Raw genomic sequence first — 19,572 nt, forward strand, 5'->3', positions numbered from 1 at the left:
CGGCGGCGCGCGGCATCGGCGCGCATCGCGATGAGGCGAACGCCGACCTGACTTCTGGCCATGTCGCCGGCGCGCGTGGCTGGTTAAGGTCGGGGTCGTTTCCCTGCACAGGATGTGGCGCATGCGCGTCTGGATGTCGCTGGCGCTGAGCGCCGGTCTTTGTGTCGCGCCGTCGCCGCGCGCGTTCGCGGCCGAGGCGGCCGCCGCCACGATGGTGCAACCGGCCTCCGCGGTCGAGGTCGGGGCTTACGCGCGGCAACTGCTTGCCGACAACGCCGCCGCCGACGGCCCGGGCATCGCGATCCTGGTCGCGCGCGGCGATCAGGTGCTGTTCCGCGGCGCGCGCGGCCTGGCCAACGTCGAACTCGGCGTGCCGCTGGCCCCGGACCAGGTGTTCCGCATCGGTTCGGTGACCAAGCAGTTCGCCGCGGCCGGCGTGCTGAAACTGGTCGAGGCCGGCAAGGTCGGTCTCGACGATCCCTTGTCCAAGTACGTCAAGGATTATCCGAACGGCGGCGCGATCAGCGTGCGCCAGTTGCTCAATCACACCTCCGGGGTGAAGAGCTACACCGGCATCGACGGCTACATGACCGAATCGATCAAGCGCGATCTGAGCACGCAAGCCTTGATCGACGTGTTCAAGGACCTGCCGGTGGATTTCGCGCCGGGCCAGGGTTATGCCTACAACAACTCGGGCTACGTGCTGGTCGGCGCGGTGATCGAAGCGGCCAGCGGAAAACCCTGGCATGCCTACCTCGACGAAGCCTTGTTCAAGCCGCTCGGCCTGACCCAGACCCGCTACGGCGACGTGCACGCGCTGATTCCCGGTTACGTCAACGGCTACACCCGCATCGACGAGCGGGTCGCGCCGATGGGCCATCTGGACATGAGCCAGCCGCACGCGGCCGGCGCGCTGGTGTCCACGCTCGACGATCTGCTGCGCTGGAACCTGGCCTTGCATCAGGGCAAGGTGCTGCAGCCGGCGAACTACCGCGCGATGACCTCGCCGCAAGGCAAGGCGGCGCAGAGCGATTACGGCTACGGCATCAGCCGTATCACGGTGCGCGGACGCACGGGGTATGCGCATGGCGGCGGGATTTTCGGTTTCGCGTCGTACCTGCTGTACCTGCCCGAGTCGAAGACGACGGTGGCGGTGCTGACCAACACCGATACCGGTCTTCCGGACCGGCCGGGCCTGGACAAGCTCAGCCGCACGCTCGCCGCGGTGGCGGTGGGCGACGCCTATCCCGTTCCCGTCGCGGTGCCGGTCGCCGCGTCCTCGCTGCAGCAGGCCGAAGGCGTGTACCGGCAATCGGCGCAACGCGCCTGGGTGCTGCGGGTGGTCGATGGCGCGCTGACCGTGCAGCGCATCGGCGGCAAGCCGATCGCGCTGACGGCGGTGGCGCGCGATACCTTCGTTTATCCCGATCGCATCGCGCGCATGACCCTGGAGCGCGATGCGAAGGGCGCGGTGACCGGGATGCGGTTCTTCCCCGATGGCAGCGGCAAGAGCGAGTTCACCGCGCGCAGTAGTGGCGAAGCGATGCCTTGATTCGGGATTGGGGATTCGGGATTGGGGATTCGGGATTGGGGAAGCGGGAGGTAACCGGCCGGTGCGCCGAACTGGCCTGGCCATTGTCCCGATCCTGCGCCGCCGCTTTGCCCAATCCATCGCCCCGGACCGGCGGCGCGCGTCCATGCCCAATGGCAGGGGGCAAGCCCGGCGGCATGGTTAGGATGCTCAATCCAGTCCCAGGCCTTGCCGGAGCCCTCATGCGTCGACTCACTCTCGCCCTGTTGCCCGCGATGCTCGCCGCGGCGCTGCCCCTGTCGGCCGCGCACGCGCAGACCGCGGCGCCGCGCGATACGCCGTATCCGGGCACCCTGCAACTGGAGGTCGACGCCACCGACATCGCCCGCCGGGTGTTGCACGCGCGCCAGCGCATCCCGGTCCAGGCCGGGCCGCTGACCTTGCTGTTTCCGCAGTGGATCCAGGGCAACCACTCGCCCAGCGGCCCGATCGACAAACTCGCCGGCCTGCGCATCCGCGGCAACGGCCAGACGATCGGCTGGACCCGCGATCCGCTCGACGTTTACGCCTTCCAGCTGACCGTGCCCGACGGCGTGAGCGAGATCGAACTCGACTTCGACATGCTCACCCCCACCGGCAGCAACCAGGGCCGGGTGGTGATGACGCCGGACATGCTCAACGTGCAGTGGAATCAGGTCGCGCTGTACCCGGCCGGTTATTACGCGCGCGGCATCCAGATCGCGCCGACCCTGAAACTGCCGCCCGGCTGGCAGGCCGGCACCGCGCTGGACCTGGACTCGCGCCAGGGCGACACCCTGCGTTATCGCGCGGTGCCGTTCGATACCTTGCTGGATTCGCCGGTGTACGCCGGCCGCCATTACAAGCAGATCGATCTCGACCCGGGCGCGAAAGTCCCGGTGCGGATCAACATCGTCGCCGACGCGCCCAAGTTCCTCGAAGCCAAGCCCGAACAGATCAAGCTGCACCGCGAACTGGTCAGCCAGGCGTACAAGCTGTTCGGCTCGCATCACTACGACCACTACGATTTCCTGTTTTCGCTGTCCAGCCAGATGAGCGGCAATGGCCTGGAGCATCACCGCTCCAGCGAAAACGGCGTGGACCCGGACTATTTCACCGGCTGGGACGGCGCCAGCATCGTCGGCCGCGATCTGCTCGCGCACGAGTTCGTGCATTCGTGGAACGGCAAGTACCGCCGCCCGGCCGGCATCACCTCGAGCAACTTCAACCAGCCGCTCAGCGACGGCCTGCTGTGGGTGTACGAAGGCCAGACCCAGTACTGGGGCTATGTGCTGACCGCGCGCGCGGGCCTGTGGAAACCCGAGTTCGCGCGCGATGCGCTGGCGATGGTCGCGGCGCGTTACACCGACGACCGGCCCGGCATGAGCTGGCGTTCGATCCAGGACACCACGCTCGACCCGGTGATCGCGATGCGCCGGCCCAAGTCGTACGGCAGTTATCAGCTCAGCGAGGACTACTACAGCGGCGGCCAGCTGGTGTGGCTCGCGGTCGACGCCAAGCTGCGCGCGCTCAGCGGCGAGAAGCGCTCGCTCGACGATTTCGCGCGCGGCTTCTTCGGCGGCGAGAACGGCGATTACCAGGTCAAGCCGTATCAGTTCGAGGACGTGGTCGCGGCCTTGAACCAGGTCGCCGCCTTCGACTGGGCGAGTTTCCTGCGCGAACGCATCGATGCCAAGGCGCCGCCGCTGGACGGCCTGGCCGCGAGCGGCTGGAAACTGAGCTACACCGACACGCCCAGCGACTTCATGAAGTTCGCCGAGGCCGATCGCAAATACACCGACCTGACCTATTCGCTGGGCCTGAACCTGTCCGGCGACGGCGCCATCACCACCGTGCGCTGGGACGGCCCCGCGTTCAACGCCGGCATCGCCCCGGGCAGCACCCTGCTCGCGGTCAACGGCTACACCGCCAGCGGCGAGCGGCTCAAGGACGCGGTCACCGCGGCCAAGGACGGAAAGCATCCGATCGAACTGATCGTCAAGAACGCCGACGTGATCAAGACCGTGCGCATCGATTACCGCGACGGCCTGCGCTATCCCAAGCTCGAACGCATCGACGGCACGCCCGATCGCTTGAGCAAGATCTTCGCCCCCCGCTGACCGCGTGGCCATGCCTCCCTCTCCCGCGACGCGGGAGAGGGCCGGGGTGAGGGCCCGCGCCCGAAAACCCGCATGGCATACTTCGCCCATGAATAAAGGAAGCACCACCGGCGCGGAGCCCGCCCACTACCTGCTGATCGATTTCGAGGCCACCTGCGCCGACGACCAATCGATCGCCCGCGCCCAGATGGAAATCATCGAGATCGGCGCGGTGATGGTCGAGACCGAAACGCTGAAGGTCATCGACGAATTCCAAAGCTTCGTGCGTCCCGTGCGGCATCCGCGCCTGACCGCGTTCTGCACCCAGCTGACCTCGATCCGCCAGGCCGATGTCGACGCGGCGCCGTCGTTCGCGCAGATGCTCGACGCCTTCAAGCCTTGGTTGTACCGCTATCGCGATTTCGTCTGGGGTTCGTGGGGCGATTACGACCTGCACCAGTTGCGGCAGGACTGCGATTTCCATCGCCTGCCCAATCCGATCGGCGCGGCCCATCGCAACATCAAGCAAGCCTTCGCGCAGGCGCAGGGCCTGACCAAGAAACCCGGGCTCGGCGGCGCGGTGCGCATGGCCGGGCTGACCTTCGCCGGCACCCACCATCGCGGCATCGACGATGCGCGCAATATTGCCCGGCTGATGCCGTACGCGCTCGGCCGCGAGACCCTGCCGTCGCGCTGAGCCGTCGCGCTGATCGCCGCGTCCGCATGTTCCGGTCGGCGTGCCTCGATCTGTCCTTGTGGCGGTCCGCGATCGGGCGCTAGAGTCGGCGCGCACTCGCCCGCCCCAGACCCGCATGCCGTTCTACCGACGCCAGTTCATCGTCCTCACCGGCGTGGCCGCGCTCGCGTTGGCGCTGCCGGGGCATGCCGCCACCACGGAGACCCGAACCATGTACGGATTGATCGGCAAGATGAAAGCCGCCGCCGGCCAGCGCGACGCCCTGATCGCGATCCTGCTCGACGGCATCGATGCGATGCCCGGCTGCCTGAGCTACATCGTGGCGCGCGACCCCAAGGACGCCGATGCGATCTGGATCAGCGAAGTCTGGGACAGCCAGGACAGCCATCGCGCCTCGTTGACGCTGCCGTCGGTGAAGGCCGCGATCGTCAAGGCCAAGCCGATGATCGCGAGTTTCGATGAGCATCATGAGATCGAGCCGGTCGGTGGGCACGGACTGACGAAGACGCGTTGATCGCGTCGGTCGTCTGCGTCGCATGTAGGTGATTGCCGTGGCGATCGTCGTTTGTGCGGTGTCGCGGTCGCGGCTCGCGCCGCTCCTACAGTCGGAGCCGTAAGTCACGTATCTACCTGTAGGAGCGGCGCAAGTCGCGACCGCGAACCCCGCCAACCGGCGCACCCCAAACGCAGCCCCGATCTCAACGCACGGACGCATCCTTGACAGACGAGGTACCCGCCTCGTCCGATGCAGGCGGCAACGCGCCGTCATCGCGCACCCCACGCCGCCACACCATGCTGCGCAACACCCCATCGCGTCGAATCAATCCGTGATACAGCGCCGCCGCCAGATGCAGCAGCACCGTCGCGAACAACAGGTAAGCCAGCGTGCGATGCAGCCAACGCAACAGCGCGAATACGCTCGGGTCGAACGGCGCGATCGGCGGCAGCACGACGCCGGCGCCGAGGCTGACCGGATAACCGCCGGCCGACAGCATCGCCCAGCCGATCAGCGGCAGCGCGAACATCAGCGCATACAACAACCAGTGCGAGGCGTGCGCGGCGAAACGCTGCGATAGTGGCAAGTCGACCGGCAGCGGTGGTGGCTTGCGCAGCAGACGCAGCGTCAGGCGCAGCACCGCCAAGGCCAGGATCGAAATCCCCAGCGGCTTGTGCAAGGCGAGCAGCCAGGTGTGCTTGTCCGACACCGTCGCGACCATGCCGGCGCCGATGAACAGCATGCTCACGATCATCAACGCCATCAGCCAGTGCAGTACGCGCGCCGGCCACCAGAACACTTCGTCATTGCGGTTCATCGCGGCAGCTCCTTCGGCGGATGGCCGCCGGCCCGCGCTTCTTCGGCGGTGCGGCGGCGGTAGGATTCGGCGTACGCGGACGAGCGCGCGGCCAGCAGCGGATCGTCGGAGCCGGCGATGCCGTCGGGCAGGATCAGCGGGTCGTAGTTGATGTCGCGGCATGCGCCGGCGTCCTGCGCTTGCGCGCGCGCGAGCACGATGCGGCCTGCGTCGATTTCGCGTCGGTCGGATGGCCACACGCGGGTGGCGTCGGCGGTTGGATCGCCCGGCGCGGCCAGGGTCACCCACAATCGCCACTGCAGCGGCCCCTGTGCCAGGCGCCGATCGAGTTCGTCGGCGAGCACGTCGTGATCCTGCGCCGTCAGCGGCGCCGTCGCCGCGCCGTTATCGGGTTCCACTCGCCAGCGCACTGCCTGACGCGCACCGGCGGCGTCGATGAAATAGAACGCGTTGAGGCCGTAATAACGTTCGGTGGCATAGCTCGCCGAGGGCTTGCGGTCTTTCGCCCAGGCGCGAAATGCCGCGGTTTCCGGATGCGCGGCGAAGAACGCTTTCTGTCTGGCCGGATCGGGTTTGCCGGTGGCCGGGTCGGGCGCGCCGGCCCGCAGTTGCTCGAAGAACGCCTGAGGCGTGGCGACCGGAAACACCGGCATATTGTTCATGCCGGTCCGCCACTGCTGGCCGTCGGCCTGGGTGAAGCGCAGGGCGAAACTGCGGATCGGCACGCCGCCGTCGGGCGCGTAGGGGTTGCCGCCGGGCAGGGCGAAGCGCCCGACCACCGGCGTGCGTCCGCGCGCGAACACGCCGGCCTTCGAATACGCCGCGGCCGCGCCGTTGCTGTCGAAATAACCGATCACGCACACGCCCTTGGCGTGGTTGCGGCGATACCTCGGATGCAGGCCGCCGTTGGCCTGCAGATGATCGACGATGCGCTCAGGGGTGAGCCGCTGCGGGTCGAGCGGGCCGGCGACATAGCCGAACGCGGCGGCCGCGGCGCTGATCACGAAAGCGATCAGGGCATAGCGGCCGAGCGGCGCGGGCAACCGCGAGGGCGCGGACGAAGGAACGGTGGAATCGTTGGCTGAGTCGGGTTCGGACGGCGACATGGCGGGGTCTCGGTGGGGGCGCGATACCGGTACGACGCCCGGCCGCGCGGTTTATTCCCGCCTCGGCGGATTAATCGGCATAACGACCCGACCGAAGCGACGGAATAAACTGCGGGCTGCGGCGTCTCACCCATGACGTCCTCTCCGAGCGCCCGCTCCGTCCGCCATGCCCGCCCACGAGCTCGACACCGCCCTGCGCGAACAACTGCCGTCGTTGCGGCGGTTCGCGCGTTGGCTCGCGCGCGATCCGCACGCGGCCGACGATCTGGTCCAGGCCGCGCTGGAGCGCGCGATCACCCGCTGGCACAGCCGCCACGACGATCAGGCGCTGCGGCCGTGGTTGTTCGCGATCGTCTATCGCCAGTTCCTCGATGCGCAGCGGCGTTCGCAGCGCTACGCCGGGTTGTTGTCGCGCCTGGGCCTGGCCGGCAACGAGCATCAGCCTTCGGCCGAGCGCGAGTTCGTCGCGCGTTCGGCGCTGGAGGCGATGCAGCGTCTGCCGGTCGAGCAGCGCAGTCTGTTGCTGTGGGTTTCGGTGGAAGGGCTGAGCTATCAGGACGTCGCCGACATTCTCGAAGTCCCGATCGGCACGGTGATGTCGCGGCTGTCGCGCGCGCGTCAGGCCTTGCGCCGGCTCAGCGAAGGCGAGACGCCGGGACCGGCGTTGAGGTTGTTGAAATGAAGTCAGGCCGCGAAGTTGTTCGAATGAACCCGCCCCATCGTTTTCCATCGCATTGCGCGAGCGCCATCGAATGAACATCCCCAGCGAACACGATCTGCATGCTTACGTCGACGGACGGCTCGACGCCGCGCGCCGCGCCGAAGTCGAGGCCTGGCTCGCGCGTCATCCCGAATCGGCCGAGGAGTTGCGCGCATGGCAGCGCGATGCGCAGCAACTGCGCGCCGCGCTGGCCGGCGACGCGCTGAGCGCGCAACCTGAGCTCGATCCGGCGCGCGTGCGCGCTGGCCTCACCCGCAAGCGCAACGCGCGTTACGCGATGGCCGCGGCGATCGTGCTGAGCATCGGCGTGGGCGGCCTGGGCGGTTGGCAGGCGCGGACGTGGTCGCAGTCGGCCGACGCGCCGTCGTTGCAGGCGCAAGCGCGGCCGTTGCCGATGGCCGATGCGATCGCCGCCCATCGTTTGTTCGCGGTGCGTCACGATCTGCGCCTGGATCGCACGGACGGTGCCGGCGACCTGCAGTCCTGGCTCGACGCCAACTTCCGCGCGCCCATGCGGCTGCCGGATCTGAGCGCGGCCGGCTTCCGTCCGTCGGGCGTGCGGATGCTGTCGACTGAACAGGGCGCGGCGGCGCTGGTGGTGTATGCCGACCCGTCCGGCAACGCGATCAGCTTCTACATCCGGCCGCCCGGGCCGCGGCGCCATCTGCTGCCGCGCGGCGACCGCCGCGACGGCGATCTGTTCGCGCAATACTGGTCGCGCGGCGACTACAACTATGCGATGGTGAGCCGTGGTGATTCGGCGAACGTCGTCAGGCGTGCGCTGGCAGGCGCGATCTGATCGCGCACGGTTCGATTTCGAGGAAAACGGTCATGACGGCGGTTTCGAAGGAAACGCAGCAGGCGCACGACGGGTTCGCTGATTTTCTGCACTCGTTGGCCGAAGGCTCGGCGACGCAACAGGACTGGCGACGCCACGCCATCTCGCACAATGCCGACGCCGCGCTGGAAACGGCGCGGATGGAACTGATCAAGGTGTCGCAAACCGATTCGCGCATGCCGACCGATTCGGCCAAGGTGCGCGACGCCGCCAGCGAGATCATCCGTCGCCTGGCTATCTGAGCGCCGCGTCGCGGCGGGATTCGGTCCGCGCAAGGCGTCGGGGCCGACGGGTTTTTCGAGGTTTTTTGATCCGCAGCTTAGCGCACTGCGATGCGATTGGATCGGGTTGGCGTGAATCTGTCCGATATCGGTCTGAGTCGATCGGATTTGGCGGTGTTCGGGGCTGCTTCGTCGGCGCGACTGGCTTGCGCGTTTCGCAGCGATCTCACTCGGCGCTTTAAAAGCAAATCCCCCCTGCCCCCCTTTTTTAAAGGGGGGGGGAACAGCACGGGAGGATCTGGTCGAAATCGAAGCGACGTCACCCACACGACCTGAAATAACCCTTCTGGGGATTCCCCCCTTTGAAAAAGGGGGGCAGGGGGGATTTGCTCCTGCCCTTAGCCCATAAAAAAACCCCGCTTTCGCGGGGCTTTTTATTTCAACCAAGCAACCCTCAAGCCGCCTGCACGATCCGCAGCGGATTGCGGTATTCCTTCAGCAACTCCGCCTCACGCGCCTTGGCCTTGTGCAGGTGCTCTTCCTTGACGTGGCCGTAGCCGCGGATGTGCTCGGGGATGCCGGCGATCTCGGCGGCCAGGTCGACGTTGCCGCCGTCCAGGGTCGGCAGCAGGTCGCTGATGGTCTGCTCGTAGTCGGCGATCAGCTGGCGCTCCATCTTGCGTTCTTCGGTGTAGCCGAAGATGTCGAAGGTGCCGCCGCGCAGCTTGCGCAGTTTCGCCATCCACTTGAACGCGGTGAACACCCACGGGCCGAATTCCTGCTTGATCAGGCGGCCTTGCGCGTCCTTCTTGGCCAGCAGCGGCGGCGCGAGGTGGAACTTGAGCTTGTAGTCGCCCTCGAACTGCTGCTCCAGCTTGCGCTGGAAATCGCCGCTGGTGTACAGGCGCGCGACTTCGTACTCGTCCTTGTACGCCATCAGCTTGAACGAATAGCGCGCGACCGCCTCGGCCAGATCGGTCGAACCCGGCGCCTTGGCCTGCTCGGCGCTGCGCACCTTGGCGACGAAGTCCGAGTAACGCTTGGCGTAGGCGGCGTCCTGATACTCGGTCAGGAACGCGACGCGGCGCGCGATCAGTTCATCGAGCGAACGCGACAGGCGCAGGTCGTCGAGCGGCAGGAAGGCGACATTGTCGCTGTCGGCTTGCGACGGCACATGACGCAGTTCGTCTTCGTTGCGAGTCGCGCGCGGCGCCGAGGTGGCGCCCCATTCGTTGCCTTCCCATTCGCCCGGCGCCAGATGCGGCAGGTCGCGCGGGGTGGCTTCGGCCGCGGTCGGCACCTTGCGGGTCACGCCGGCGGCTTCGGCGACCGATTGCGGATCGATCGCGGCCAGGCGGCCCCAGGCGAACGCGGTCTTGTTCATTTCGATCGCCGCGCCGTTGAGCTCGACCGCGCGCATCAGCGCATCGAAAGTGATCGGCACCAGCGCGCGCTGCCAGGCGTAGCCCAGGATGAACAGGTTGGTCGCGATCGCATCGCCGAGCAGCGCGGTGGCGAGCTGGGTCGCATCGACGATCAGCGGATCCTGGCCGCCGAGCGCCTGCTTGATCGCGGCGACGATGTCGGTCGCCGGGAACTGCATGTCCGGACGGGTGGTGAACGTGCCCGGCATTGCTTCGTAGCTGTTGAGAACGACCTGGCTGCGGCCGGCGCGCACCTTCGACAAAGCCCAGTAATCGTTGACCACGACCATGTCGCAGCCGAGCACGAGGTCGGCCTCGCCCGCGGCGATGCGCACCGCGTGGATGTCGTTCGGCGTCTTCGCGATGCGGATGTGGGTGGTGACCGCGCCGCCCTTCTGGGCCAGACCGGTCTGGTCGAGCACGCTGGCGCCCTTGCCTTCCAGGTGTCCGGCCATGCCGAGCAGCGCGCCGATGGTGACCACGCCGGTGCCGCCGACGCCGGTGATCAGGATGTTCCACGGCGTGTCGAGCGAGGGCAGCGTCGGCATCGGCAGATCGGCGAGGCGATCCTTGGCCGAGCCCTTCTTCTTGCGCACACCGCCGCCTTCGACGGTGACGAAGCTCGGGCAGAACCCGTTCACGCAGGAATAGTCTTTATTGCAGTTGGACTGGTCGATCTCGCGCTTGCGGCCGAACTCGGTTTCCTTCGGCAGCACCGACACGCAGAACGATTTCTTGCCGCAATCGCCGCAGCCTTCGCACACCAGCGTGTTGACCATGACGCGCTTTTGCGGATCGACCATCTTGCCGCGCTTGCGGCGGCGACGCTTCTCGGTCGCGCAGGTCTGATCGAAGATCAGCACGCTGGTGCCCTTCACTTCGCGCAGGCGCTTTTGCACCGCGTCGAGTTCGGAGCGGTCGTAGAACTCCATGTCGCTCGGGAAGATTTCGCGCTTGTTCCACTTGCCGATGTCGTCGGACAGCAACACGATCGTGTGCACGCCTTCCGAACGCACCTGATGCGCGATCTGCGGCACCGACAAGGTCCCGTCGACCGGCTGGCCGCCGGTCATCGCGACCGCGTCGTTGTAGAGAATCTTGTAGGTGATGTTGACGCCGGTCGCGACCGACTGGCGGATCGCCAGCGAACCGCTGTGGAAATAGGTGCCGTCGCCGAGGTTCTGGAACACGTGCTGGGTTTCGGTGAACGCCGCCTGCCCCGACCAGGTGACGCCTTCGCCGCCCATGTGGGTGAAGGTGTTGGTGTCGCGGTCCATCCAGGTCACCATGTAATGGCAACCGATGCCGCCGAGCGCGCGCGAGCCTTCCGGCACCACGGTCGAGGTGTTGTGCGGACAGCCCGAGCAGTAATGCGGCACGCGCGGGAACGCGGCGCGCGGCAGGGCGAGTTCGCTTTCCTTTTCCTCCATCCAGCGCAGCACGTCGCGGATGTGCTCGCTGTCGTGGAAGCGCTGGATGCGACGCGCGATCACGCCGGCGATGCGCGCCGGGGTCAGCTCGCCGGTCGAGGGCAGAATCCACTCGCCGCTTTCGTCGTACTTGCCGACGATCGACGGACGACGCTCGCCGTCCCAGTTGTACATCGACTCCTTCATCTGGCTTTCGATGAAGGCATGCTTTTCCTCGACCACCAGGATGTCGTCCAGGCCGCGCGCGAACGCGCGCAGGCCGACCGGTTCCAGCGGCCAGGTCATGCCGACCTTGTACACGCGGATGCCCAGGTCCGAGCACGCGCGCTGATCCAGGCCCAGATACTCCAGCGCCTGCAGCACATCGAGGTAGCTCTTGCCGGTGGTGATGATGCCCAGGCGCGCGTTCGGCGAATCGATGACGATGCGATCGATCTTGTTGGCCCGTGCGAACGCCTGCGCGGCCTTGACCGCGTACTGGTGCAGGCGCATTTCCTGATCCATCGGCGGATCGGGCCAACGGATGCTCAGGCCGCCCGGCGGCAGAACGAAATCGTCGGGGGTGATGATGTTCAGCGCGAGCGGATTCACGTCGACCGACGCCGAGGATTCAACCGTCTCGGCGATGGTCTTGAAGCCGACCCAGCGGCCGGTGTAACGCGACATCGCCCAGCCGATCAGGCCCATGTCGAGGATGTCCTGGACGCCGGCCGGGTTGAGGATCGGCATCATCGCGCTGGTGAACTCGCCCTCCGAGCCATGCGGCAGGGTCGAGGAGCGGCAGGCGTGGTCGTCGGCGGCCAGCGCCAGCACGCCACCGTACTTGCTGGTGCCGGCGGCGTTGGCGTGCTTGAGCACGTCGCCGGTGCGGTCCACGCCCGGGCCCTTGCCGTACCACATGCCGTACACGCCTTCGACCTTGGCGCCCGGGAACAGATTGGTCTGCTGGGTGCCCCAGACCATGGTCGCGCCGAGGTCTTCGTTGAGGCCGGGGGTGAATTTCACCCCGGCCGCTTCCAGGTGCTTGCGCGCGCGCCACAGCTCCAGGTCGAACCCGCCCAGCGGCGAGCCGCGGTAGCCGGAGATGAAGCCGGCCGTGTTCAGGCCCGCGGCCTGGTCGCGCAGGCGCTGCATCAGCGGCAGGCGCACCAGCGCCTGCACGCCGGACAGGTAGATGCGGCCTTCCTGACGGGTGTACTTGTGCTCCAGCCCGTAATCCGGGTCGAGGACGCTGTTGGTCAGGGAGGTATTCGCCGACGAGGGCGAGCTGAGTTCTGCGGTGCTGGTCATGGCGGGCTCTCGCGGCGGTGCCGCGGGTTGGCTGGCGGGGGCGTTCGGCGGACGGTGCAGCGGCGGGCCGGGCCGGCGGTGGCGCGCCGGGGACCGAGCAAAGACTCGGAATTATAGCAATCGCGGGGATTGGGGCCGAAAGGCGGACCGGGTGTGCCGCGATGCGGGCGCCCTGGCTGCGGCCGACAGGGACGTGCGCTACCGTGTGGTCCGCAAGCGCGTGGCTCGGAACCGTGCGGCGGTCTGGTCGTAACACGGCGGCGCGGCGAGCGCATTGCCGCTGCACACAAGCGAAGACAACACGATGCCGTCAGCCTCCAATCAACGCCCCGCCGATGCACGAGTGCTGTTCGAACTGCTCGCGCCGGAGCAGGGTGGGCGAACGAACGCGGTCCTCAGCGGTTACTCGCCGGCCTATGCGGTGCGTGCGGACTACTGGACCTCGGTGCGGCATGAGTTCATCGATGCCGATACGGTCGAACCGGGCGCGCGGGCGCAGGCATTGGTCTGGTTCGTCACCCCCGAGGTCTATCCGGGCAGTGTGTGGCCCGGTCGCGTGTTCGACGTGGCCGAAGGCGAGCGGCGCGTGGCGACCGCGACCGTTGTCGAGGTCTTCAATGCGGTGTTGGCGCGGGGTTCCGCGTCGGCGCAGCGATAGCTCGCGACGCGGCGACGCGGCGTTTTTTGCCGGTTCGTTGCGGCCGAGCCTTGTCCGTAGCCGTCGCCTGATTCGAGCCGGTCATGTCTCGCCCGATTCGGGGCGAGACCCGCCGGCTCCGATCCACCGCGCCGGCGTTTCCGCCGACGCCATCTAGCCGATCGAGCGCGCTCCGCGCGACGGCGCATCCGGCTGCACCGCTTGTTGAGTCTCGGGCGCTTGCGCCGCCTGCTGCTCCTGGCGATCGACGGCGGCCACCGCCTGCCGGCGCATCTCCTGACCCGCGGGCAAGTTGCGCGCTGCGTCCAGGGCGTTGCGGTCGCCGGTCATCAATCCATGGATCAGCGCGTTCGGGTCGTCGGTGGCCGATGCGGTACGCGGGCCCGTCGGCGCGCGACCCTCGACAGGCGTCGACGGCTCCACCGCGCTGCGGCGGTCGGGCAGGTGATCCCTGGACGGGGCCGGCGAGCGCGAGCCGCCGCCGAACGGGAAGGTCAGATCGAACCCGATATAGCCCTGCGGCCGTCCGTCGGTCACCGAACCGCCCGCGCGCACGCTGAAAGGGCTGTCGGGCATCCGATAGCGGAAGTCGGCGCCGGCGGTGAACGAGTCGCGTCCGCTCAGGTCGCGCTCGAACCGGGCCTGGCCGGTCGCGGTGAAGCCCGGCGCGAGGGTGGCCGAAACCGTGGGGCCGTAGCTGTGCGCATCGCCCGGCCCGACCGAGCCGGCCAGGCCCACGCGCAGCCAGTCGTTGGTTCCCAGCGGCGCGTTGGCGGCGCCTTCGATCCGGGTGCCCTGCGGACTGAGCACGACCGCTCCGTTGAGATTGAAGCCCTGCGGCCCGCCGGTGTAGGCGGCGTTGAAGCGGGTGGTGTCGGTCGCGCCGTTGTAGTTCACGCCGGCGCTGAGCGAAGCCCCGCCGCCGAGGTCGCGCGCGGCGCCCAGCGATGCGCTGGCCCCGGCCGGCGATTGCGCGTACTGCACGGTCCACTGGTTCACCCCGAGCTGCAGGCTGCCGAAGCCGGTGTAGGTCTGGGTCTGCAGGTTGCCGGCCACGCCCAGCGACAAGGTGTCGACGCCGTTGGTCTGGCTGCCGGCGACCACGAAGCCGTTCTGGTTGCCGCCGATGGCCAGGTTGAAGGGGCCGGTACTGCCACCCGCGAACCCCGACACCGCGCCGGTACGCGGATCGGTGAGAGTGGCGCCGATCGAGGTCACGCTGCCGTCCGCGCCGGCGATCGTCTGCCGCTGAAAGTGCCCGAGCAGCGGGATGTTGCCCGACCAGGTGATCCCCGATCCTTCCGACCGTCCGGGCAGGGTGACCGGCGCCGTCAATCCGGCCGCCCCCAGGCCCGGGCCGAGCACGCTCAGCGGATCTTGCGAGGGCGGTATCCGGAAACCCGGCACCGTGCCCGGTGGCGACGCCGGCGGCAGCGGCCAAGGCCCGGTCGCGGACATGTCCGGCCACTGCGGCTGCGGTAATGGAATGCCGAATGGCTGCAGGCGCACGTCCGGCGGTGGCGGGGTCGGTGTACCGCTCGGCGGCGGTGTCTGTCCATTGCTGGGACCGGTGGGCTCAGCCATCGTGCATCTCCGTTTGCTAGACCGTATGCGTACTGTGCTATCAGCGGCGCCGACAGGTATAAAAGTTGTGTGAAATGGACGGATTTTCAGGATGAAAGGCGATCGTGGCCGGGTCCGTTCCGCGCCGTCACCGCGCCTGTTTCACCGACGCTTGGTTCGACCGATGCGGCGTCCGCCCACCCATGCCAGGAACACAATCCACATGCACCTGATGCTGCACCTGCGCACGCTCGACCCCGGCATGGCCGAGGCGTGGCGGGCGGTTTTCAGCGAATCCGAAGCGACGGTCGAGGTCGGCGACATCCTCGACGCACCGGCCGACGCGATCCTGAGCCCGGCCAACAGTTTCGGCTTCATGGACGGCGGCATCGACCTGCTGTATTCGCGCTACTTCGGCTGGGAGCTGCAGGACGCGGTGCAGGCGCGAATACGCGCCGAACATGGCGGCGAACTGCCGGTCGGCCAGGCGATCGTGGTCGCGACCGGTCACCCGAAGTTCCCGTTCCTGGTCAGCGCGCCGACCATGCGCGTACCGATGCCGGTGGACCGCACGGTCCATGTCTATCTGGCCTTCCGCGCCGCGCTGATCGCGATCGACGCGCACAACCGCGGCCGAACCGACACGATCGCGTCGCTGACCAGCCCCGCGCTCGGCGCCGGCATCGGCGCGATGCCGTTCGATCGCGTGGCGCGGCAGATGCGCGCGGCCTACGCCGATGTCGTGCTGGGCGACACCGACTGGCGCAACAGCGCGCGCGGGGTGTTGGCGCAGCATGCGGGGTTGATGCGGTGATGCTGGCGGCGGATGTGCGGACAGGCCCGTTGCCATGGCGTCATTGGCTCGATCGCCATTGACGCGAATCGAAAAACAAGAATCCAACGCAAGGACGCACCCACGTGGCGAAAAATCTGCACTGCTGGCGATGCAAGACGCTGATCCCGATGCTCGACGAGCGCGAATGGGCGTTGATGTCGCCCGCGTTGAGCAAAACCATCGAGGACATCCAGGCCTATCGCAGGAAGACCGGCGCCAGCCTGTCGGAATGTCCGCCGCAGACCTCGGCATGCCATCTCTATGCCCGCCTGACCGGATTCGTCGAGACCAATCCCAACGCGATATGGCATCGCCGCGCCGCCGACTGCGGTCCATTCTGCCGACACTGCCGACGCCCGTTGCGCACGGCGCGCGCGAGTTTCTGCGCCGGCTGCGGAACAACGGTGGATCGAGAATCCGCCGTGGATGACACGCCGAACTTATCGTGGTCGGTAGAACATGGCGTCGACGCGCGTGTGTTCGGCGCAAGCCATCATCAGGTGTTGGCGGCGGTGAGCCAGGCGATCGGTCCGCTGATCGCGCAGACCCGCGACGCGGGCGATCCTCACACCTATCTATGCGCCGACGCGCATGTATCGGTCGTCACGCTGGAAGGCGCGCAGATCGGCGTGAGTGTCTATCGATCCGGACGCTGGGCTAGGTCGGCGGATTTCGGCCGTTTTCTGGCCCAGACGCTGGTCTGCCGGGTGTATTGCGATGGCGGCGATGAGGCGCCGACGGTCAGCGACGGGTATAAGTTGCTGGAGATCGAAGGCGGGCAGGAGCGTTGGGCCATGCAGGTTCCAAAATCGGAGGCGCAGGCATGAGCGCGACGACGCCTTCCAACATGCGCGCGCCGCGATGCGGTTTGCTCGCGATGCTGCTGTTTCTTTGCGCGATCAGCGCGGCAAGGACATCGGGTGGAGACGCCGATCTGCCCGCGGGCTGGCGCCTGCCCACCGATAAAGAATCGAGTGATCCCGCGCGCGAGGATTCGCGCTCGCGCTATACCGAAGTCCGCGCCGACTTCAATGGCGATGGCGTCGAAGATCTCGGCCGGATGCTCAAAACCCGTACTGGCGGCGGCGAAGCCTTGTGGGTCCGACTGTCGCAAGCCCGCCAGGGCCCGGCCTGGATCAAGCTGGACGAAATCCCCCGCAGTGAGCGCGGCAGTGCGGACCTGATCATGGCCATCGACACCGTCAAGCCGGGACTGATCGCCTACGCCTGCTTCGACATGGCGCCCGATTGCAACTTCGGCGCCGATGCGCAGCGTCCGAAGCTGCGCCTTGCCGATGCAAGCCTGCTGTACTTCAGGCCCGAAAGCGCTGCCTCGTTGTTTTTCTGGAGCAACAAGCATCGCAAGTTCATGCGGGTCTGGCTCAGCGATTGATTCGCGAAGCGGCACTGCATCGGCGCCCGGCCCCCCCGCACACGCCAAGCACGGACAAATGCCGCGGCGGCGGAACGCTGATACTGCGGAGCGGACGCGCTACGCGGGCCGTCGTCGTTTCGTTCGCGGTGGATCATCCGCCGCAGGCTGGGGAGCCGTCATGAACTTGAGTCGTTCGATCGTGTTCGCGTTGTCGTTGTCGTTGTGCTTGTCCGTGGCCGCCGGCGCGGCCGAGCCGCCCAAACCCGCGGCCGCGCCGGCCGCGGCGAAGGCGCCGGCCCAATCGCCGTTCCTGGCCTATGAGCAATCGTTGCTGGCCTTCACCCATGCCGATGTGGTCGACGGCACCGGCGCGCCGATCCGGCGCGATCAGACCTTGCTGATCGAAAACGGAAAAATCCGCGCGCTGGGCGCGAGCGGACGCATCGCGATTCCGAAGCACGCGACCGTGATCGATGCGCGCGGCAAGACTTTGTTGCCGGGTCTGGTGATGATGCACGAGCACATGTTCTATCCGACCGGGCACGGCAACTATTCGGAAATGGTGCACAGCTTTCCGGCGCTGTATCTGGCCGGCGGCGTGACCACCCTGCGCACCGCCGGCGCGATGCTGCCGTATGCCGATCTCAACATGCGCGCGCAGATCGCAGCCGGCGCGATCGCCGGGCCGGACATGGACGTGACCGCGCCGCTGCTCAACGGCCCCGGATTGGCGGTGCTGGCGGTCAAGGTGGTCAACGGCGCGGACGATGCCGAACGCGCGGTGAGTTACTGGGCCGACGAAGGCGTGGATTCGTACAAGGCCTACATGCACATCCGCCGCGATGAGCTGCAACGCATCATCGAAGTCGCGCACCGGCGTTCGCGCAAGGTCACCGCGCACCTGTGTTCGGTGACTTTCGCCGAAGCCTCGGCGATGGGCATCGACAATCTTGAACACGGCTTCGCGTTCGCCTCGGACTTCGTGACCGACAAGCAGGCCGATGCCTGCCCGGCCGCGATCACCCGTTCGCTCGCCGATCTCGATGTGGATTCGCCGCGGATGCGCGCGCTGATCGATCTGCTGGTCGCGCGCAAGGTCGCGCTGACCTCGACCCTGCCGGTGTTCGAGACCCTGGTGGCGCAGCGGCCCAAGGTGCCCGAGGCGGTGCTGTCGCTGCTGTTGCCGGAAGTGCGCGAGCAGTACGAGGCGGGTTGGGCAGCGATGCAGGCCAAGCCGGCGGATTGGGAATGGGTGCGCTTGTTTCCCAAGCTCGGCCAGTGGGAGAAGCGCTTTGTCGACGCCGGCGGATTGTTGCTGGCCGGCACCGACCCGACCGGTTACGGCGGGGTGATTCCTGGCTATGCGAGCAAGCGTCAGATCCAGTTGATGATCGAGGCCGGTTTCACGTTCGAACAGGCGGTGCGGGTGGCGAGCTTGAACGGCGCGCGCTATCTGGGTCGCGATGCGAGCATCGGCAGCCTGGAAGTGGGCAAGCGCGCGGACGTGGTGATGATCGATGGCGATCCGACCCGCGATGCCGGCGCGATCGAGCGGATGCCGTTGGTGTTCAAGGAAGGCAAGGGCTACAGGACCGACGCGATCTTCGAGGCGATGCAGGGGAAGGTGGGCTTGCATTGATCGCGCTTGGTCTGTCGTTACCGCGACTATTCGTGGGCGCGCAGAGTAGTGGTGCGTTCGTAATGTCGATAACGTTGTTCGGACAGGCGCATTGGATTGCCCCCTTTGAAAAAGGGGCGGGCGCCCGGCGTTTATTCGGTAGCGAGGTGGGCGTTTGCGGCGCGGGGGATTTGCTTTTTTCCGGGCTGTTGCTGCGATCTGAGCGAAAAGCGAATCCCCCTGCCCCCCTTTTCCAAAGGGGGGGGACAGCAAAAGCGCGTGCGTTACTTCATCCCTGATGTCTCACCGCCGACATCGCCGACCCCACCGACATCGCCGACATCGCCGACACCATCGGTACTGTCATAGCCGTCGTTGTCGCATGCAGACAGCACGCGCAATCACATAGCCCACTTTGGAAAAGGGGGCGAGCGCCCGGCGCAAGTTCGAAGCGAGATCGTCTGCATAGCGCGGGGGGATTCGCTTTTCGCTGGGATGTCGCAGCGATTTGAGCGAAAAGCGAATCCCCCCTGCCCCCTTTTCCAAAGGGGGGAACAGCAAAAGCGCGTGCGTTACTTCATCGCTGATGTCTCACCGCCGACATCGCCGACCCCACCGACATCGCCGACACCGTCGATGCCATCGATGCCGTCGATGCCGTCGATGCCGTCATAGTCGTCGTTGTCGCATGCAGACGGCACGCGCAATCACATAGCCCACTTTGGAAAAGGGGGCGAGCGCCCTGCGTAAGCTCGAAGCGAGATCGTATGGATCGCGCGGGGGATTCGCTTTTCGCTGGGATGTCGCAGCGATTTGAGCGAAAAGCGAATCCCCA

17 protein-coding genes are annotated in these 19,572 nt (G+C 67.1%); 12 read left to right on the forward strand and 5 right to left on the reverse strand.

What is annotated here, in order from left to right; genetic code table 11:
* Positions 1-121 precede the first annotated feature (121 nt).
* The 4 genes from IEQ11_RS00565 (at position 122) to IEQ11_RS00580 (ending at position 4,859) form a co-directional block, all read left to right on the forward strand.
* The gene (locus IEQ11_RS00565) at positions 122-1,552 is read left to right on the forward strand and encodes a serine hydrolase domain-containing protein (RefSeq protein WP_191822284.1); all 1,431 of its coding nucleotides are present in this window, start codon (positions 122-124) and stop codon (positions 1,550-1,552) included.
* Positions 1,553-1,773: 221 nt separating this feature from the next.
* Positions 1,774-3,669: a M61 family metallopeptidase gene (locus IEQ11_RS00570; RefSeq protein WP_191822283.1), complete on the forward strand. Its 1,896-nt coding sequence runs from the start codon at positions 1,774-1,776 to the stop codon at positions 3,667-3,669.
* Between the two features lie 88 nt (positions 3,670-3,757).
* On the forward strand, positions 3,758-4,345 hold the full coding sequence (locus IEQ11_RS00575) for a 3'-5' exonuclease (protein WP_191822282.1): 588 nt from the start codon (positions 3,758-3,760) through the stop codon (positions 4,343-4,345).
* Between the two features lie 115 nt (positions 4,346-4,460).
* Complete coding sequence (locus tag IEQ11_RS00580; protein WP_228464737.1) at positions 4,461-4,859, forward strand: putative quinol monooxygenase; 399 nt, start codon at positions 4,461-4,463, stop codon at positions 4,857-4,859.
* A 184-nt stretch (positions 4,860-5,043) separates the two neighbouring features.
* On the opposite strand, the gene IEQ11_RS00585 is transcribed toward IEQ11_RS00580, so the two are convergent.
* Positions 5,044-5,658 carry a cytochrome b gene (locus IEQ11_RS00585; RefSeq protein ID WP_191822281.1) on the reverse strand — a complete coding sequence of 205 codons (615 nt, stop codon included), beginning with the start codon at positions 5,656-5,658 and terminating at the stop codon, positions 5,044-5,046.
* A complete protein-coding gene (locus IEQ11_RS00590; protein WP_191822280.1) occupies positions 5,655-6,764 on the reverse strand; it encodes a catalase family peroxidase in 1,110 nt (369 codons plus the stop codon). The genes IEQ11_RS00585 and IEQ11_RS00590 overlap by 4 nt, the downstream gene beginning before the upstream one ends.
* Before the next feature lie 166 nt (positions 6,765-6,930).
* Between IEQ11_RS00590 and IEQ11_RS00595 the strand changes: the two genes are divergently transcribed.
* From IEQ11_RS00595 to IEQ11_RS00605, 3 genes are all read left to right on the forward strand, one after another.
* A complete protein-coding gene (locus tag IEQ11_RS00595) occupies positions 6,931-7,446 on the forward strand; it encodes a sigma-70 family RNA polymerase sigma factor (protein WP_036103502.1) in 516 nt (171 codons plus the stop codon).
* A 70-nt stretch (positions 7,447-7,516) separates the two neighbouring features.
* Positions 7,517-8,284, forward strand: a complete 768-nt coding sequence (locus IEQ11_RS00600; protein WP_191822279.1) for an anti-sigma factor family protein — start codon at positions 7,517-7,519, stop codon at positions 8,282-8,284.
* Positions 8,285-8,316: 32 nt separating this feature from the next.
* A complete protein-coding gene (locus tag IEQ11_RS00605; protein ID WP_036103507.1) occupies positions 8,317-8,565 on the forward strand; it encodes a hypothetical protein in 249 nt (82 codons plus the stop codon).
* Positions 8,566-8,998: 433 nt separating this feature from the next.
* On the opposite strand, the gene IEQ11_RS00610 is transcribed toward IEQ11_RS00605, so the two are convergent.
* A complete protein-coding gene (locus IEQ11_RS00610) occupies positions 8,999-12,688 on the reverse strand; it encodes an indolepyruvate ferredoxin oxidoreductase family protein (protein ID WP_191822278.1) in 3,690 nt (1,229 codons plus the stop codon).
* Positions 12,689-12,992: 304 nt separating this feature from the next.
* On the opposite strand from IEQ11_RS00610, the gene IEQ11_RS00615 reads away from it, so the two are divergent.
* Positions 12,993-13,346 carry a hypothetical protein gene (locus IEQ11_RS00615; protein ID WP_191822277.1) on the forward strand — a complete coding sequence of 118 codons (354 nt, stop codon included), beginning with the start codon at positions 12,993-12,995 and terminating at the stop codon, positions 13,344-13,346.
* A gap of 153 nt (positions 13,347-13,499) precedes the next feature.
* Here the strand turns inward: IEQ11_RS00615 and IEQ11_RS00620 are convergent, their stop codons facing one another.
* Positions 13,500-14,930: a hypothetical protein gene (locus IEQ11_RS00620; protein WP_191822276.1), complete on the reverse strand. Its 1,431-nt coding sequence runs from the start codon at positions 14,928-14,930 to the stop codon at positions 13,500-13,502.
* 202 nt (positions 14,931-15,132) lie between these two features.
* Between IEQ11_RS00620 and IEQ11_RS00625 the strand changes: the two genes are divergently transcribed.
* From IEQ11_RS00625 to IEQ11_RS00640, 4 genes are all read left to right on the forward strand, one after another.
* Positions 15,133-15,723, forward strand: a complete 591-nt coding sequence (locus IEQ11_RS00625) for a macro domain-containing protein (protein ID WP_228464734.1) — start codon at positions 15,133-15,135, stop codon at positions 15,721-15,723.
* A gap of 104 nt (positions 15,724-15,827) precedes the next feature.
* Positions 15,828-16,571, forward strand: a complete 744-nt coding sequence (locus IEQ11_RS00630; protein ID WP_191822274.1) for a hypothetical protein — start codon at positions 15,828-15,830, stop codon at positions 16,569-16,571.
* Positions 16,568-17,137, forward strand: coding sequence for a hypothetical protein (locus IEQ11_RS00635; protein WP_247024681.1), 570 nt, complete (start codon positions 16,568-16,570; stop codon positions 17,135-17,137). The genes IEQ11_RS00630 and IEQ11_RS00635 overlap by 4 nt, the downstream gene beginning before the upstream one ends.
* Before the next feature lie 160 nt (positions 17,138-17,297).
* On the forward strand, positions 17,298-18,758 hold the full coding sequence (locus tag IEQ11_RS00640; protein ID WP_191822272.1) for an amidohydrolase family protein: 1,461 nt from the start codon (positions 17,298-17,300) through the stop codon (positions 18,756-18,758).
* A 551-nt stretch (positions 18,759-19,309) separates the two neighbouring features.
* On the opposite strand, the gene IEQ11_RS25845 is transcribed toward IEQ11_RS00640, so the two are convergent.
* Positions 19,310-19,444: a hypothetical protein gene (locus IEQ11_RS25845; RefSeq protein WP_281439899.1), complete on the reverse strand. Its 135-nt coding sequence runs from the start codon at positions 19,442-19,444 to the stop codon at positions 19,310-19,312.
* Positions 19,445-19,572: the final 128 nt, after the last annotated feature.

The sequence above is a fragment of the Lysobacter capsici genome, assembly GCF_014779555.2.
Classification (GTDB): domain Bacteria; phylum Pseudomonadota; class Gammaproteobacteria; order Xanthomonadales; family Xanthomonadaceae; genus Lysobacter; species Lysobacter capsici.

Coding starts and splice junctions, on each gene's coding strand:
- IEQ11_RS00605 (WP_036103507.1), top strand. CDS start 8,317: ATGACGGCGGTTTCGAAGGAAACGCAGCAGGCGCACGACGGGTTCGCT.
- IEQ11_RS00585 (WP_191822281.1), bottom strand. CDS start 5,658: ATGAACCGCAATGACGAAGTGTTCTGGTGGCCGGCGCGCGTACTGCAC.
- IEQ11_RS00625 (WP_228464734.1), top strand. CDS start 15,133: ATGCACCTGATGCTGCACCTGCGCACGCTCGACCCCGGCATGGCCGAG.
- IEQ11_RS00575 (WP_191822282.1), top strand. CDS start 3,758: ATGAATAAAGGAAGCACCACCGGCGCGGAGCCCGCCCACTACCTGCTG.
- IEQ11_RS00610 (WP_191822278.1), bottom strand. CDS start 12,688: ATGACCAGCACCGCAGAACTCAGCTCGCCCTCGTCGGCGAATACCTCC.
- IEQ11_RS00580 (WP_228464737.1), top strand. CDS start 4,461: ATGCCGTTCTACCGACGCCAGTTCATCGTCCTCACCGGCGTGGCCGCG.
- IEQ11_RS00615 (WP_191822277.1), top strand. CDS start 12,993: ATGCCGTCAGCCTCCAATCAACGCCCCGCCGATGCACGAGTGCTGTTC.
- IEQ11_RS00640 (WP_191822272.1), top strand. CDS start 17,298: ATGAACTTGAGTCGTTCGATCGTGTTCGCGTTGTCGTTGTCGTTGTGC.
- IEQ11_RS00590 (WP_191822280.1), bottom strand. CDS start 6,764: ATGTCGCCGTCCGAACCCGACTCAGCCAACGATTCCACCGTTCCTTCG.
- IEQ11_RS00600 (WP_191822279.1), top strand. CDS start 7,517: ATGAACATCCCCAGCGAACACGATCTGCATGCTTACGTCGACGGACGG.
- IEQ11_RS00635 (WP_247024681.1), top strand. CDS start 16,568: ATGAGCGCGACGACGCCTTCCAACATGCGCGCGCCGCGATGCGGTTTG.
- IEQ11_RS00565 (WP_191822284.1), top strand. CDS start 122: ATGCGCGTCTGGATGTCGCTGGCGCTGAGCGCCGGTCTTTGTGTCGCG.
- IEQ11_RS00570 (WP_191822283.1), top strand. CDS start 1,774: ATGCGTCGACTCACTCTCGCCCTGTTGCCCGCGATGCTCGCCGCGGCG.
- IEQ11_RS00595 (WP_036103502.1), top strand. CDS start 6,931: ATGCCCGCCCACGAGCTCGACACCGCCCTGCGCGAACAACTGCCGTCG.
- IEQ11_RS00620 (WP_191822276.1), bottom strand. CDS start 14,930: ATGGCTGAGCCCACCGGTCCCAGCAATGGACAGACACCGCCGCCGAGC.